The sequence below is a fragment of the Bacteroides sp. ET225 genome (assembly GCF_024733745.1).
GTDB classification, from domain to species: Bacteria; Bacteroidota; Bacteroidia; order Bacteroidales; family Bacteroidaceae; genus Phocaeicola; species Phocaeicola excrementipullorum.
In genome coordinates, this window is sequence record NZ_JANRHN010000025.1 from 34992 (window position 1) to 49296 (window position 14305).

A 14305-nucleotide genomic window follows, 5' to 3' on the forward strand; every position below is an offset into this window, starting at 1 on the left:
TGCTGTCAAATATTTCGGCCGGGGAAGGGGGCGGATGTCGAAAAATCCATTACATTTGTGATTCGGAAAACCATTTGAAGACCTTTTAAAGATAAATTTTATGTCAGCCTTAACCGTAACAATCATCATCGCATTCATTGCCGGATACTTATGTATCGCTTTAGAAACCTTAACCCGGGTCAACAAGGCCGCTGTAGCCTTGCTGATGCTGGTAGTGTGCTGGACGCTCTACATGTTCGACCCCGGAAACTTTCCCGGCATCTCTTCAGGCGGAATCGCCGCGGCTGCCGGTTCGGTCATTGAGGGACATCTGGGAAGCACGGCCACAACGCTGTTCTTTCTGATGGGGGCGATGACCATTGTAGAAACCGTGGACCAGTACGGCGGCTTCAACTTCGTGCGCAACATGCTCAAGACAAAGAGCAAGCGCGGACTGCTGTGGCGCATCACGGCGATGACGTTCATCCTTTCGGCCATCCTCGACAACATGACTACGGCCATTGTGATGGTGATGATCCTGCGCAAGCTGGTTGACGACCGCAAAGACCGTCTGATCTATGCCTCGCTCGTCATCATTGCAGCCAACTCGGGCGGTGCGTTTTCTCCCATCGGCGACGTGACTACCATCATGCTCTGGAACAAGAGTCTGATTACCGCGGGGGGCGTCATCAAGGAGTTGTTTGTGCCTTCGCTTGTATCGATTGTTGTGCCTGCCTATATCCTGTCCCTGTCGCTGAAGGGAAATGTGTCCGGCGCGGCAGAACCGGAAACGTCTGCCACCGGCAACGGACTTACCGATGCGCAGCGCAAGACCGTGTTCTGGGTGGGTGTCGGCGGACTGGTGTTTGTGCCGGTATTCAAGTCGGTCACACATCTGCCTCCGTTTGTCGGCATCCTGCTGGTTTTGGGACTGCTGTGGCTGGTGACCGAACTGTTCTACCGCGGGCAGGCCGAACATGACGAAAGCACGCAGAAGCGTCTTTCGGGCATCATCTCGCGCATTGACATGAGCACCATCCTGTTTTTCCTCGGCATCCTGATGGCGGTGGCCTGCCTGCAGGAAGTGGGTGTCCTGGCAACGGTGGGCCAGGGGCTTGACGATGCGTTCAACGGAAACTATTACCTCATTACAGGCATCATCGGCGTGCTTTCGAGCATTGTCGACAATGTTCCGCTTGTTGCCGGATGCATGGGCATGTATCCGCTGGCCGAAGTGGGCGACATGGCCCGCGACGGAATATTCTGGCAGCTTCTGGCTTATTGTGCCGGAGTGGGCGGTTCGATGCTGATTATCGGTTCGGCGGCAGGTGTCGTTGTGATGGGACTGGAGAAGATCACCTTCGGCTGGTATATGAAGCGCATCACATGGGTTGCCTTTATCGGCTATGTAGCCGGCATTCTGGCCTACTGGCTCGAAAAGGCTGTTGTCGGGCTGTGACAATCATTGTTCCGGGAGCGGCGCAACTTCACCATGCGGCCGCTCCGTCAGACGGGAGGACGGCGCAACTTCTTTTCCTTCGTTCCCCGAACGGTTCTTTTTTCCCTTTCCGCTCAGAGAAATGCAGCGCTTATTTGCCTTCGGATTCCGCGCCTTGCATCTTCTTCAATTTCCCAACAGCTTTCTCCAGCGACTCTTCCGGCTTGATGATGTTGTAGTTTCCCCAAAAGTCTTTGTCGAAAAACAGGGTTGCGTCATCCGAGAGCGCCTGCTCCGTGCCGAAGGCTTCGCGGACAGGAATAGCGTCGGCAGAGGGCTTGATGTCTGTCACCACCATTTCTGAAACGACTGCATACGAGGTGGGAACAGCCTGCGCCGCCAGTTGCATCTGAAACGGATTTTTCTTCATCTTGCCGGCCCTTTGCTTACACCCGGACGATTTCATAGTTTCTGCTTCCCAGTCCGATTCGCTCCGCATATTCCACCACGTGCGCTTCTCCGCGGCTTTCAATGCGCTGGATGAGCGGGCGGTTGTTGTTGCCGTCCGCAGGCGTTACGGCGTAGACCAGATCAAGGCAGACTTGCTCCAGTGCCACGGGGTCGGCGGAGGCAAGGATGCCAATGTCCTGCATTTCGGGCGCGGCAGGACTGGAGTCACAGTCGCAATCCACCGACAGGTTGTTCATCACGTTGATGCAGATCTCCTGATATGCTTCGCTGTATGCTTCTGTCTGGCAGTCAGGCTGTTTAGAAGGAAATGGCAGTGTTTCTTCTTCCGCTCGCCGTGGAAATTTCTTTATCTCCAGGTTAGAGATACAAATCTTTAGCCTGAAGATACATGTCTTTAGCTTAGAGATACATATCCTCAGCCTGGAGATGAAGTCTTTTTCTCCGTTGCCCGGGAAATGGCAGGGGAAGCTGCGGGTGAAATGCCCGGGCCCTTAAATATTTTAAGCATTATATAGAAACTGGAAAGGAATAAATTTGTACTTTTGTGCCGTATGAGCAGAATTTTAGCTATTGATTACGGAAGGAAGCGCACGGGGATTGCCGTTACCGACCCGATGCAGATTATCGCGAACGGACTGACTACTGTCCCGACAGGCGAATTGATGGATTTCCTGCTGGACTATATGAAGCGGGAGAAGGTGGAGCGTATCATTATCGGACATCCCAAGCAGATGAACAATCAGGATTCTGAAAGCATGAAGTATATCGTGCCTTTCGTGAACCGCCTCAAGAAGGTGCTGCCCGACGTTCCGCTTGAAATGGTGGACGAACGCTTCACTTCCGTGCTGGCGCATCAGGCTATGCTGGCGGGAGGACTCAAGAAAAAAGACCGCCAGAACAAGGCACTGGTCGATGAAATCAGCGCGACTATCATTTTGCAGTCTTATCTGGAATCGAAACGAATGTAAAACTGAATTATAAAACTACAGAAACGAAATGATTTTACCTATTTATGTATATGGTCAGCCTGTCCTGCGTGAAGAGGCACAAGACATTACTCCGGATTATCCGAACCTGAAAGAACTTATCGCCAACATGTTTGAAACGATGGACCGTGCCGACGGGGTGGGGCTTGCGGCTCCGCAGATCGGTCTGCCCATCCGCGTGGTGGTGGTGGATCTTGATGTGCTTGCCGACGACATGCCTGAGTTCAAGGGCTTCCGTCGCGCCTATATCAATCCGCACATACTTGAAGCCGGCGACAATCTGGTTGCGATGGAGGAGGGGTGTCTGAGTCTGCCCGGCATTCACGAAAGCGTAAAGCGTCCGGACCGCATCCATGTGCAGTATCTTGACGAAGAGATGAAACCCCACGACGAATGGGTGGAAGGTTATTTGGCCCGCGTGATGCAGCATGAGTTCGACCATCTGGACGGAGTGATGTTCATCGACCATCTGTCTGCTCTCCGCAAGCAGATGATCCGCGGAAAACTGAACAGTATGGTGAAAGGAAAAGCCCGCTGTTCGTATAAGGTGAAAACTGTAAAATGATAAAGAAGTTCCTATACATATTATATATAGGTATGTGCTTTCCGGTGGCATCAGCGGCACAGATCAATGCCGAACGGGTGATGACCATCGGAAAGAACGCGCTCTATTTTGAGGACTATGTGCTGTCCATTCAATATTTCAATCAAGTAATTAACGCAAAGCCTTACATGGCGGAGCCTTTCTTCTACCGCGGTCTTGCCAAGATGAATCTTGACGACTATCAGGGCGCTGAGTCGGACTGCAGCGAAGCGTTGAAGAGAAACCCGTTTGTGGTGAACGCCTATCAGGTAAGAGGCATCTCGCGCATACGCCAGGGGAAATACAAGGATGCCATCGGGGATTATCAGAGGGCCTTGAAGCTGGATCCTGAGAACATCAGCCTTTGGCATAATCTTGCCTTGTGCCGGATGCATGAAGAAGAATATCCTGTGGCGCGTGCCGAACTGGATACGCTTATCCGGATAGCGCCGCGCTATACCGACGCTTACCTGATGCGCACGGAGGTTTCCCTGAAGCAGAAGGATACGCTGCAGGCCATGACGGATGCCGACAAGGCGATTGAAATTGACCGCTACAATCCCGATACCTGGACTTCGAGGGGGATGCTTTTTCTTCAGCGGGAAAAATACAGTGACGCCGAATCGGACCTGACCGAGGCCATCCGCCTTTCGGTGCGCAACTCAAGCGCTTATATCAACCGCGCGCTGGCGCGTTACCACCAGAACAACCTGCGGGGGGCGATGTCGGATTATGACCTGGCTCTGGATGTAGACCCTAACAACTTTATCGGACACTACAACCGCGGATTGCTGCGTGCGCAGGTGGGCGATGACAACCGGGCTATCGAGGACTTCGACTTTGTGCTCAAGGTGGAGCCGGACAACATGATGGCTACGTTCAACCGCGGCCTGCTGCGCGACCGTACCGGCGACTATTCCGGGGCAATCGACGATTATACGGCTGTGCTGGATGAATATCCGAATTTCCTGGCCGGATACCAGTACCGTGCTGCCGCGCGCCGGAAAATCGGTGACCTGAAGGGAGCCGATGCCGACGAGTTCAAGGTGCTGAAGGCACAGCTTGACGCGCAGAACGGAAAGAAGCCGCAGACTGCCTCGAACGACGAAAAGACCCGCAAGCAGTCGGACAAGAACGTTGAGAATTACCGCAAGATTATGGTGGCCGACGATGAAGACGACAGCAGCAAGTATAAGACAGACTACCGCGGACGTGTGCAGGACCGCAACGTGAACATTCTTCCGCAGCCGATGTTTGCCCTTACTTATTACGAGCGGCAGGATGAAGTGAAACGCCAGGTGAACTACTACAAGGGGATTGACGACATGAATGCCCGTCACGAACTTCCGCAGCGCTTGCTGATCACCAACAGCGAGGCTTCGCTGGACGAGGAACAGGTGAAGCAGCACTTCGCTTCGATCGACGCGCAGAGTGCGGTCATCGTGAAGGAACCGGAGAACGTGCTCCATTATTACGCGCGTGCCATCGACTTCTATCTGGTTCAGGATTTCGACAATGCGTTGAGCGACCTGGATGAAGCGATTCGCCGGGATTCGACCTTCATGCCTGCTTATTTCAGCCGTGCGCTTATCCATTATAAGCAGCTGGAGTATATGAAGCGCGACAAGAACTATGAGGTGGAAGTCAAGATGCCCGACGGCGACATGCAGGTTCATGCTTACGACTACAATCGGATTAAGGAGGATCTGGATGAAGTGATACGCCTGGCTCCTGATTTTGTTCACGCCTACTATAACCGCGGAAATATCCTGACTGCCATGAAGGATTACCGTGCGGCGCTTGCCGATTACTCGAAGGCGATTGAGATTGATCCGCGTTTCGGCGACGCTTACTTCAACAGGGGGCTGACAAACATCTTCCTCGGGAACAATGCGCAGGGCATACGTGACCTGAGCAAGGCGGGCGAGCTTGGAATATTCTCGGCATATAATATCATCAAGCGGTTTACGTCTGTTCCGGAAAAATAAGGTTGAAGCCGAGGTTAAATAAAAAGTTTTATATAATTTTGTACACAATAACAGATAAATATTGAACATTATGGTAAAGATAACTTTTCCTGATGGCTCCGTCCGTGAATACAATGACGGAGTTACCGGTCTGCAGATTGCAGAAAGCATCAGTTCGCGTCTGGCACAGGATGTACTGGCCTGCGGCGTGAACGGCGAAACGGTTGATTTGAATCGTCCGATAAACGAAGATGCCGACTTCGTTCTTTATAAATGGGAAGACGAGCAGGGCAAGCACGCTTTCTGGCATACAAGCGCGCACCTGCTGGCAGAGGCTTTGCAGGAACTTTATCCGGGCATTCAGTTCGGTATCGGTCCTGCCATTGAGAACGGATTCTATTACGACGTTGATCCGGGGGATGGCGTGGCAATCAAAGAGAGCGATCTGCCTGCCATCGAAAAGAAAATGGTTGAACTGGCTGCACGCAAGGAGGAGCTTGTGCGCAAGAGCATAGCCAAGGCAGATGCTTTGAAGATGTTCGGCGACAGAGGCGAAACTTACAAGTGTGAACTGATTTCCGAACTGGAAGACGGCCACATCACCACATATACGCAGGGCAGCTTTACCGATCTTTGCCGTGGACCTCACTTGCTGTCTACCGCTCCCATCAAGGCTGTCAAGCTGCTGTCGGTGGCCGGAGCCTATTGGAGGGGACAGGAAGACCGCAAGCAGATGACCCGCATTTACGGCATCACTTTCCCTAAGAAGAAGATGCTTGATGAGTATCTGGTATTGCTGGAGGAAGCCAAGAAGCGCGACCACCGCAAAATCGGCAAGGAAATGGATTTGTTCATGTTCTCCGACATGGTGGGCAAGGGACTGCCGATGTGGCTGCCGAAAGGCACTGCGCTGCGCATTCGCCTTCAGGATTTTCTGCGCCGCATCCAGGCCCGCTACGATTATCAGGAAGTGATGTGTCCGCCCATCGGAAACAAGATGCTGTATGTGACTTCCGGGCACTATGCCAAATATGGCAAGGATTCGTTCCAGCCGATTCATACGCCGGAAGAAGGAGAAGAGTACTTCCTGAAACCGATGAACTGTCCTCACCACTGTACAATCTATAAGAATTCTCCCCGCTCATACCGCGACCTGCCGTTGCGTATCGCAGAATTCGGTACGGTCTGCCGTTATGAACAGAGCGGCGAACTGCATGGGCTGACTCGCGTGCGCAGCTTTACACAGGATGATGCGCACATCTTCTGCCGCCCGGATCAGGTGAAGGATGAATTTCTCCGCGTGATGGACATCATCTCAATCGTGTTCAAGTCAATGAATTTCGAAAACTTCGAGGCACAGATTTCTTTGCGTGATAAAGTGAACCGCGAGAAATACATCGGAAGCGACGAGAACTGGGAAAAGGCTGAGCAGGCGATTGTGGAAGCCTGCCAGGAAAAAGGTCTGAAGGCAAAGGTTGAATACGGAGAGGCTGCATTCTATGGCCCGAAACTGGACTTCATGGTGAAGGATGCCATCGGCCGCCGCTGGCAGTTGGGTACAATCCAGGTTGACTATAACTTGCCGGAGCGTTTTGAACTGGAATATATGGGGTCTGACAACCAGAAGCACCGTCCGGTAATGATTCACCGTGCGCCGTTCGGTTCGATGGAGCGCTTCGTGGCCGTGCTTATCGAACATACAGCCGGAAAATTCCCGCTGTGGCTGACTCCCGATCAGGTAGCTATTCTGCCGATTTCAGAAAAGTTCAACGAATATGCGGATAAGGTGCGCATAGAACTCAAGAAATATGACATTCGTGCAATCGTAGACGAACGCAATGAGAAGATTGGCCGCAAGATCCGCGACAATGAAATGAAACGCATCCCTTACATGTTGATTGTGGGCGAAAAAGAAGCCGAAAACGGCGAAGTTTCGGTTCGCAAGCAGGGTGAAGGCGACCAAGGTTCGATGAAAATCGAAGATTTTGCAAAAAATATTGCAGAAGAAGTTCATAATATGATAAATAAATGGTAAATTTGCAACCGCTTTGTGGAAAAAGGTAAAAAATCTTTGCTGCAAGGCGGTGAGCAAAATAATTTATAACTCTTAAAAACAAACAGGAAGAAAAGATTTTAATGAAAAATGACTCTTTGAAAGGGCAACATCGAATCAATGAACAGATTCGCGCCAAAGAAGTACGTATCGTTGGAGATAACATTGAATCGGCAGTGTATCCGATAGCTCAAGCTTTAAAGATTGCTGAGGAACATGAAGCCGACTTAGTTGAAATTTCACCCAACGCTGTTCCTCCGGTTTGCAGAATTATAGATTATTCTAAATTCCTTTATCAGTTAAAGAAACGTGCAAAGGAACAGAAAGCAAAGCAGGTTAAAGTAAATGTGAAGGAAATCCGCTTCGGTCCTCAGACGGACGAACACGACTACAACTTCAAGCTGAAACATGCGATTGGCTTCCTTCAGAACGGCGACAAGGTAAAGGCATACGTGTTCTTCAAGGGCCGTTCGATTTTGTTCAAGGAACAGGGTGAAGTGCTTCTGCTGCGTTTTGCCAATGATCTGGAAGACTATGCGAAGGTTGAGCAAATGCCGCTGCTGGAAGGAAAGCGTATGACCATCGCCCTTTCTCCCAAGAAGCCCGGGGCAAAGAAGCCTTCGAAACCGGCCGCTGAGCCTGTTCAGAAAACAGAAAAGACAAATGAGTAACGCGCCGGTATAGTGCGTTGCCATTATATTTAGTAATAATTAAATATTAAACAAAATGCCAAAAGTTAAAACTAACTCCGGTGCCAAAAAAAGATTCGCTCTTACCGGAACGGGTAAAATTAAGAGAAAACATGCTTATCACAGTCACATCCTGACTAAGAAGACTAAAAAGCAGAAAAGAAATCTTGTTCACATGGGATTGGTAAACGATGCCAACAAGAAAGCTGTTAAGGAACTTCTGTGTCTGCGTTGAGTCTTTGAGAAGCGTAAAAGTATCATTTAATTTATTAACCGAATGCATTAGCTTTAAGTCCGGATGCGATATTCGGCGCTATCATTCAAAAACTAATTAAAACTATGCCAAGATCAGTAAATCATGTTGCTTCTAGAGCAAGAAGAAAGAAAATTTTGAAATTGACCAGAGGTTACTTTGGTGCAAGAAAAAATGTTTGGACCGTTGCCAAGAATACTTGGGAAAAAGGTTTGACTTATGCCTATCGTGACCGCAAGAACAAAAAACGTAACTTCCGCGCATTGTGGATCCAGCGTATCAACGCTGCTGCACGCCTGGAAGGTATGTCATATTCTAAGCTGATGGGTGCGCTGCACAAAGCAGGCATCGAAATCAACCGCAAGGTTTTGGCTGACTTAGCGATGAACCACCCTGAAGCATTCAAGGCAGTAGTTGCAAAAGCTAAAGCCGCTTGATAAGGCCGAAAGTAATGATTTTATAAAAGGTACCGTATTGCGGTACCTTTTTTTATGGCTGATATTTTGTTTATTCAAATAATTGTCGTACATTTGTAATACAAAATTGAAGCCGTACTTGCAGAATCGGGAAACTCATCAAATTATATGAAATACCGAGAACAGCTTCAACCTCCAATGGCGGGCCACGCCTTCGGGTAGCATTTATGCCGGTGGATTACAAAGGGGGTGAGCACTCAAATCTTGTTTATCGGAGTTTCGTCACGCCTCGGGTGCGGCTTCTCTTTTTCTTAATTGTAAGGCGAAGAATCTTGTTTTTCATGTGGTCAAGGTTCTTCGCCCTTTTAATTCTGGCTGTTATGATTCTGTATTTTTCCGGTGTCGGCAATTCGCGCAAGGTCGCTGAATGTGCGGGCAAGATGTTGGGCGAAACTGTTTTTCCGCTGACAGAAGCTGTTGGCAATAAAAGAGATGCCCTTGTTCTTCAGGCTAATGAGACTTTGGGCTTTGTGTTTCCGGTCTACTCATGGGGACCGCCGGCCGTGGTGCTCGGCGCGTTGGAGAGGCTGCATCTGTCTTCCATTCCGGCATATGTGTATTTTATCTGTACCTGCGGGGATGATACCGGAAAGACAGCCGACATATTCAGAAAGGCTGTCAGGCGCAAAGGGTGGGAGTGTCATGCCGGCTTTTCTGTGACGATGCCCAATACATATGTCTGTCTGCCAGGCTTTAATGTAGACTCCAGCCGTCTGGCAAACCTGAAGCTGAACAGCATGAAAGGCAGGGTGGAATTTGTCGCATCGTGCATCAGGAACCGCGAGCGCAAGTGGGATTGCCATGAAGGGGCATTTCCCCGCCTGAAGTCTTATGTGATACGTCCGCTTTTCAACCGTTACATGACTTCTCCGAAACCTTTCCATGCGGAAGATATTTGCATATCGTGCGGCAAGTGCGAGCAAGTGTGTCCGATGCACAATATCCGGCTGGTTGACAGACGTCCTGTCTGGGGAGCGGACTGTGCGCTCTGCCTCGCCTGTTACCATCATTGTCCGAAACACGCTGTTGCATACGGCGGCATGACAAGAGGCAAGGGACAGTTTACGCCGGAAAAGAAAGGATAAAGCGGCTTCCCTTGTTCGGTTGTGACTCCACGGAGATTTGACCGCCGTGAAGCAGGACAATCTGCTTGCAAATCGCCAGTCCGATTCCGGAACCGCCGGATTTGGTGGTGAAGAACGGGACGAAAATCCGTTCGGTGACTTCAGGGAGTATGCCTTCGCCGTTGTCGGTTACCTGAAAGTTCCATTCTTTTCCTGTTGCCGAAACGCTGATGCAGACTGATGCGTCGGCAGTATGCTCACAAGCTTCCAGTTCATTCTTTATCAGATTGATGAACACCTGCTCCATCTGTCCCCTGTCGGCTTTCCAGCGGGGGAGGTTGTCGGGCAATTTGAAGGAGAGAAAGGGTTTGCCGGCGAAAAGCTGCTGCAGGCCGTTGAAGAAATCATGCACGTCAATGTCTGTTTTTGCCGGAGGAGCGATGCGGGTCAGTTTCCTGTAGTTTTCCACGAATTCCAGCAGGCTCTTGCTGCGGCGGCGGATGACTTGCAGTCCTTGCTGCATCTGCCGGCCCGTAAAGTTGTCGGCTGAGTCTGTCATGTTGCGTTCGCTCAGCGTATCGGCCAGGGAGATGATCGGCGTGATGGAATTCATGATCTCATGAGTCAGCACCCGGATAAGCTTTTGCCATGCCTCCATTTCGGTCTGTTCCAGTGCGGTATGGATATTTTTCAGGCTGACGAGCCAAAATGTTTTTCCCTTCAGTTGGATTTGCGTGGCCGTTACTGCCAGTTCAGCCGGTATGGGCCGGCTCTGCAGGCGGGCTACAGCCTGCTGATTCTTGAGCGCTCCACTGATTTCCTCGGGCAGGATGTTGCAGTTGCCCACCAGTTTCTGCGCGGCTTTGTTCATCCACTCCATGCGGCCATTCTCGCAGCAGACCAGCACCGCCGTATCAACCCTGTTCAGCAGACTTTCGTAATACTGATGTTTTGTTTCTTCCTCATTCAAATGCGTGCGGATTGTTTTCAGGGCGGCAGAAAGATCCTCTGCCAGCATCTGCATGTTCCTGTCGCTGAAGGCAGGGCAGGCCAGTTGCGAGAGATCGTTGTTTTTCATGCAATCCACAATGCGCTTCATGGTCTGCACCTGCCGGGTCTGCATCCGGTAAAGACTGATTCCGATTCCGGCAATGACTCCGGCAGAAGCCGCGGTGCAGAACCACAGGCCGTGCATTGCCGCATATACGCCTGACGCGGCAAGCAGCACCAGACTGAGGATGTGCAGAACAAGTGAAGAAGCGTAACTTTTCATAATCCCAGTTTTTCTATTTTCCGATATAAGGCAAAGCGGGTGATGCCCAACAATTCTGCGGCACGGCTCATGTTGCCGTTGCTGGCGCGCAACGCCTTTTCCACTGCCTTCCGTTCCAGTTTCTCCAGATTCAGTTCTTCGCCAGCCTCCTCATGAACCTCGCTTGCGGCCGAAGGGAAAAAGAAGTCGCTTGGGCGGAGCAGAAGATTCTCGCTCAGTATCACCGCCCGTTCCAGCGTATGTTGCAGTTCGCGCACATTGCCTGGCCAGCTGTATTTCAGCAGCTTGTTTTTCGCTTCGCGGGTCAGTCCCTTTATTTCTTTGTGGTATTTCCGGTTATATCCTGTCAGGAAATGTTCAGCCAGCAGCAAGATATCTTCTCCCCGTTCCCTCAGCGGCGGTATGCGGAGTTCGATGGTATTGATGCGGTAGAGCAGGTCCTGTCGGAAACCGCCCTCGGCCACCCGCTGATGCAAGTCGGCATTGGTGGCACAGATCAGCCGCACGTCGATGGGAGTCGGCTCTATCGCCCCCAGACGTACAATCTGCCGCTTCTCGATGGCTGTCAGCAATTTGGCCTGCATCGGGAGCGAAAGATTGCCGATTTCGTCCAAAAAGAGCGTGCCTCCCGAAGCGATTTCCATCCTTCCCGGTTTGGCTTTCCGGGCATCCGTAAAAGCCCCCTTTTCATAGCCGAACAGTTCACTTTCGAACAGCTGTTCCGGTATGCTTCCCAGGTCGATGGCCACGAAAGCCGCATCCTGCCGGGGAGAGAAATACTTCAGCATCCGCGCGATGAGATCCTTTCCCGTTCCGTTTTCCCCCAATATAAGAATATTTGCGTCGGTATTTGAAAGCTTGCCGACAGTTTCTTTCACTTTCTGCATGGCAGGTGAGTTTCCGATGAGTTCGGGCAATCCGTCATCGCCTTTAAGGGCGAGCATCTGCGCCTGCAACTTTCCCACTTCCCTGCGCGAGCGGCTCAGTTTCAAGGCCGAGGAGAGTGTGGCAAGCAGCTTTTCTTTTTCCCACGGCTTCGACACAAAATCAGTGGCTCCTTCCTTGATGGCCCGCACCGCCTTGTCGGTATCAGCGTAGGCAGTCATGAACACCACCACCGCCTGAGGGTCGGTTTGCAGGATCTGTGCCAGACAGTCGAAGCCTTCCTGCCCGCTGATGGCGTCCCGCCGGAAATTCATGTCGAGCAGGATGACGTCGGGACGGAAAGTAGTCATGAAGTGTTCGATACGCGAAGGCTGCGTGGTCACCTTTATCTTTTCCATATAAGGCTCAAGCAGCAGATTGAGGGCGAAAAGCACGTCCTCGTTGTCGTCTATGATCAATATTTTTCCTTTCTCTTCCATTTTGCATGATATTGATATGCAAAGATAGCGATTTTCTGCTTGCGCTGTATGTGCGTTTCCGCACGGAAAATGTGTGGTTGCGCACACCGGAAGTCAATCCCTTTTCAGAACATTTCGCTGAATTACAGTATATTGCACTTATGGCACAGGTTTTGATTGTCTGAAAGAGGTTTATTATCAGCAGGATATGAAGCATGTGTTTTTGACGATATTCTTTGCCGCCTCCCTTTCGGGGAATGCCGGAGCCGAACGGCTGACGCTGGGCGATGCCATACGTATGGCCCAAGCCCATTCGCCGGAAGCGCAGGCGGCCGAACATACTTACCGGGCCGCCTACTGGAGCTACCGTTCGTTCCGTGCCAACTATCTTCCGGAAGTGAATCTGGTGTCGGAGCCTTACCTGAACCGCCAGATCAACCGGGTGACGCAACCCGACGGAACGGAGCTGTTTGTGCGGCAGAACCAGTTGATTACGGATTTGGGACTGCAAATCAGCCAGAACGTATGGTTTACGGGCGGCAACCTGTTTGTGCAGACCTCCACCCAGCGGATGGACGAGTTCGGAAGCCACACAACCGCATACAATTCGTTGCCTGTAACCATTGGCTACCGGCAGTCGCTTTTCGGATACAATTCGTTGAAATGGAACCGCCGCATCGAGCCGGTGCGCTTTCGGGAAGCGAAAAAGACGTATGCCGAAACGCTGGAGCTGATTGCCGCCAGAACGTGCGAACTGTTTTTCAGCCTGGCTGCGGCACAGGCGAACCTCGACATTGCCCGATCGAACTATGCCTCGGCAGATACGCTCTACCGGTATGCCAAAGGACGGTACGACATCGGGAGCATCACGGAAAATGAAATGCTTCAGCTGGAAGTGAACAGGCTGAACGAGGAAACGAACATGATGAAGGCGCAGATTGAGGTAGAGGATGCCATGCTCACCTTCCGTTCGTTTTTGGGAATCAGGGAAGAAACCGTTATTGAGGCTGTGCCTGAGGACAGCATACCCCGGTTCGAGGTGCCTTTGACCGAAGCGATGGAACAGGCGTACCGCCACAGTCCGGAGCCTGACACCTACCGGAGAATGAATCTCGAAAGCAAAAGCTCGCTGGCTCAGGCGCGGGCGGACAGGGGACTGAAAGCCGATCTGTATCTGCGGTTCGGCCTGTCGCAGACTGCCGGACGGCTGGCTGATTCGTGGCGCGATCCGCTTGACCAGCAATACGTGAGTCTCTCGCTTGTCGTTCCCATTCTCGACTGGGGGCGCGGACGGGGAAAGGTGCGTGTGGCCAAGTCGAACGTGTCGCTGGTGGAAACGCAGACAGAGCAGGGCATGAACGACTTTGAGCTGAACGTGCGCAAGATGGTGCGTCAGTTCAACTTGCAGGCCCGTCAGGTAGAGGTGGCAGCGCGCACGGACGAAACAGCCCGCCGCCGTTATGAAGTGGCTCTCCGCCTGTATCTGATGGGAAAGTCGACCGTTCTTGATCTGAATGCGGCTATCAGCGAAAAGGATACGGCACGGCGCAACTGCATCGAAGCGATGAAAATCTATTGGACGCTTTATTACGGTTTGCGCAGCATGACGCAATACGACTTCGAGCATGACTGCCCTCTGACGGAGCGTCTGCCCGAAATATGATTCTGATGGGCGGAGAGGGACAGGCGGCTGGAATGAGGATTCCAAGCCGTTGCGATCACCTCTTCAC

General features: G+C 51.5%; 14 protein-coding genes. 10 read left to right on the forward strand and 4 right to left on the reverse strand.

Features of this window, described 5'->3' with window-relative positions:
- The first annotated feature begins 100 nt into the window (after positions 1-100).
- Positions 101-1438 carry a sodium:proton antiporter NhaD gene (nhaD, locus tag NW212_RS11045; protein ID WP_258338696.1) on the forward strand — a complete coding sequence of 446 codons (1338 nt, stop codon included), beginning with the start codon at positions 101-103 and terminating at the stop codon, positions 1436-1438.
- Positions 1439-1568: 130 nt separating this feature from the next.
- Here nhaD and NW212_RS11050 read toward each other — a convergent pair whose 3' ends face one another.
- Both NW212_RS11050 and NW212_RS15300 read right to left on the reverse strand, forming a co-directional pair.
- Positions 1569-1847 carry a hypothetical protein gene (locus tag NW212_RS11050; protein WP_258338697.1) on the reverse strand — a complete coding sequence of 93 codons (279 nt, stop codon included), beginning with the start codon at positions 1845-1847 and terminating at the stop codon, positions 1569-1571.
- Positions 1848-1863: 16 nt separating this feature from the next.
- A complete protein-coding gene (locus tag NW212_RS15300) occupies positions 1864-2316 on the reverse strand; it encodes a DUF362 domain-containing protein (protein ID WP_309148252.1) in 453 nt (150 codons plus the stop codon).
- Positions 2317-2439: 123 nt separating this feature from the next.
- On the opposite strand from NW212_RS15300, the gene ruvX reads away from it, so the two are divergent.
- The 8 genes from ruvX (at position 2440) to NW212_RS11095 (ending at position 9980) form a co-directional block, all read left to right on the forward strand.
- Positions 2440-2856, forward strand: a complete 417-nt coding sequence (gene ruvX, locus NW212_RS11060) for a Holliday junction resolvase RuvX (RefSeq protein WP_258338698.1) — start codon at positions 2440-2442, stop codon at positions 2854-2856.
- A gap of 28 nt (positions 2857-2884) precedes the next feature.
- Positions 2885-3439, forward strand: coding sequence for a peptide deformylase (gene def / locus NW212_RS11065; RefSeq protein WP_258338699.1), 555 nt, complete (start codon positions 2885-2887; stop codon positions 3437-3439).
- Positions 3436-5445 (forward strand): tetratricopeptide repeat protein, encoded by a 2010-nt coding sequence (locus NW212_RS11070; RefSeq protein ID WP_258338700.1) that lies wholly within the window; start codon positions 3436-3438, stop codon positions 5443-5445. Before def ends, NW212_RS11070 begins: the two co-directional genes overlap by 4 nt.
- Positions 5446-5515: 70 nt before the next feature.
- Positions 5516-7459, forward strand: coding sequence for a threonine--tRNA ligase (thrS, locus tag NW212_RS11075; protein WP_258338701.1), 1944 nt, complete (start codon positions 5516-5518; stop codon positions 7457-7459).
- A gap of 101 nt (positions 7460-7560) precedes the next feature.
- A complete protein-coding gene (gene infC, locus NW212_RS11080) occupies positions 7561-8148 on the forward strand; it encodes a translation initiation factor IF-3 (RefSeq protein WP_258338702.1) in 588 nt (195 codons plus the stop codon).
- 55 nt (positions 8149-8203) lie between these two features.
- On the forward strand, positions 8204-8401 hold the full coding sequence (rpmI, locus tag NW212_RS11085; protein WP_258338703.1) for a 50S ribosomal protein L35: 198 nt from the start codon (positions 8204-8206) through the stop codon (positions 8399-8401).
- 104 nt (positions 8402-8505) lie between these two features.
- Positions 8506-8856: a 50S ribosomal protein L20 gene (gene rplT / locus NW212_RS11090; protein WP_258338704.1), complete on the forward strand. Its 351-nt coding sequence runs from the start codon at positions 8506-8508 to the stop codon at positions 8854-8856.
- A 359-nt stretch (positions 8857-9215) separates the two neighbouring features.
- Complete coding sequence (locus tag NW212_RS11095) at positions 9216-9980, forward strand: EFR1 family ferrodoxin (protein ID WP_258338705.1); 765 nt, start codon at positions 9216-9218, stop codon at positions 9978-9980.
- On the opposite strand, the gene NW212_RS11100 is transcribed toward NW212_RS11095, so the two are convergent.
- Together NW212_RS11100 and NW212_RS11105 are read right to left on the reverse strand one after the other, a co-directional pair.
- Positions 9958-11232, reverse strand: a complete 1275-nt coding sequence (locus NW212_RS11100) for a PAS domain-containing sensor histidine kinase (protein WP_258338706.1) — start codon at positions 11230-11232, stop codon at positions 9958-9960. The genes NW212_RS11095 and NW212_RS11100 overlap by 23 nt on opposite strands.
- Positions 11229-12596, reverse strand: a complete 1368-nt coding sequence (locus tag NW212_RS11105; RefSeq protein ID WP_258338707.1) for a sigma-54 dependent transcriptional regulator — start codon at positions 12594-12596, stop codon at positions 11229-11231. The genes NW212_RS11100 and NW212_RS11105 overlap by 4 nt, the downstream gene beginning before the upstream one ends.
- Positions 12597-12783: 187 nt before the next feature.
- Between NW212_RS11105 and NW212_RS11110 the strand changes: the two genes are divergently transcribed.
- The gene (locus tag NW212_RS11110; RefSeq protein WP_258338708.1) at positions 12784-14238 is read left to right on the forward strand and encodes a TolC family protein; all 1455 of its coding nucleotides are present in this window, start codon (positions 12784-12786) and stop codon (positions 14236-14238) included.
- The last annotated feature ends 67 nt before the right edge of the window (positions 14239-14305 follow it).

Excerpts from the sequence above, each read along its gene's own strand:
- NW212_RS11070 (WP_258338700.1), top strand. The coding sequence starts at position 3,436 with ATGATAAAGAAGTTCCTATACATATTATATATAGGTATGTGCTTTCCG.
- NW212_RS11100 (WP_258338706.1), bottom strand. The coding sequence starts at position 11,232 with ATGAAAAGTTACGCTTCTTCACTTGTTCTGCACATCCTCAGTCTGGTG.
- nhaD (WP_258338696.1), top strand. The coding sequence starts at position 101 with ATGTCAGCCTTAACCGTAACAATCATCATCGCATTCATTGCCGGATAC.
- ruvX (WP_258338698.1), top strand. The coding sequence starts at position 2,440 with ATGAGCAGAATTTTAGCTATTGATTACGGAAGGAAGCGCACGGGGATT.
- NW212_RS11110 (WP_258338708.1), top strand. The coding sequence starts at position 12,784 with ATGAAGCATGTGTTTTTGACGATATTCTTTGCCGCCTCCCTTTCGGGG.
- NW212_RS11095 (WP_258338705.1), top strand. The coding sequence starts at position 9,216 with ATGATTCTGTATTTTTCCGGTGTCGGCAATTCGCGCAAGGTCGCTGAA.
- NW212_RS11105 (WP_258338707.1), bottom strand. The coding sequence starts at position 12,596 with ATGGAAGAGAAAGGAAAAATATTGATCATAGACGACAACGAGGACGTG.
- rplT (WP_258338704.1), top strand. The coding sequence starts at position 8,506 with ATGCCAAGATCAGTAAATCATGTTGCTTCTAGAGCAAGAAGAAAGAAA.
- NW212_RS11050 (WP_258338697.1), bottom strand. The coding sequence starts at position 1,847 with ATGAAGAAAAATCCGTTTCAGATGCAACTGGCGGCGCAGGCTGTTCCC.
- def (WP_258338699.1), top strand. The coding sequence starts at position 2,885 with ATGATTTTACCTATTTATGTATATGGTCAGCCTGTCCTGCGTGAAGAG.
- rpmI (WP_258338703.1), top strand. The coding sequence starts at position 8,204 with ATGCCAAAAGTTAAAACTAACTCCGGTGCCAAAAAAAGATTCGCTCTT.
- thrS (WP_258338701.1), top strand. The coding sequence starts at position 5,516 with ATGGTAAAGATAACTTTTCCTGATGGCTCCGTCCGTGAATACAATGAC.
- infC (WP_258338702.1), top strand. The coding sequence starts at position 7,561 with ATGAAAAATGACTCTTTGAAAGGGCAACATCGAATCAATGAACAGATT.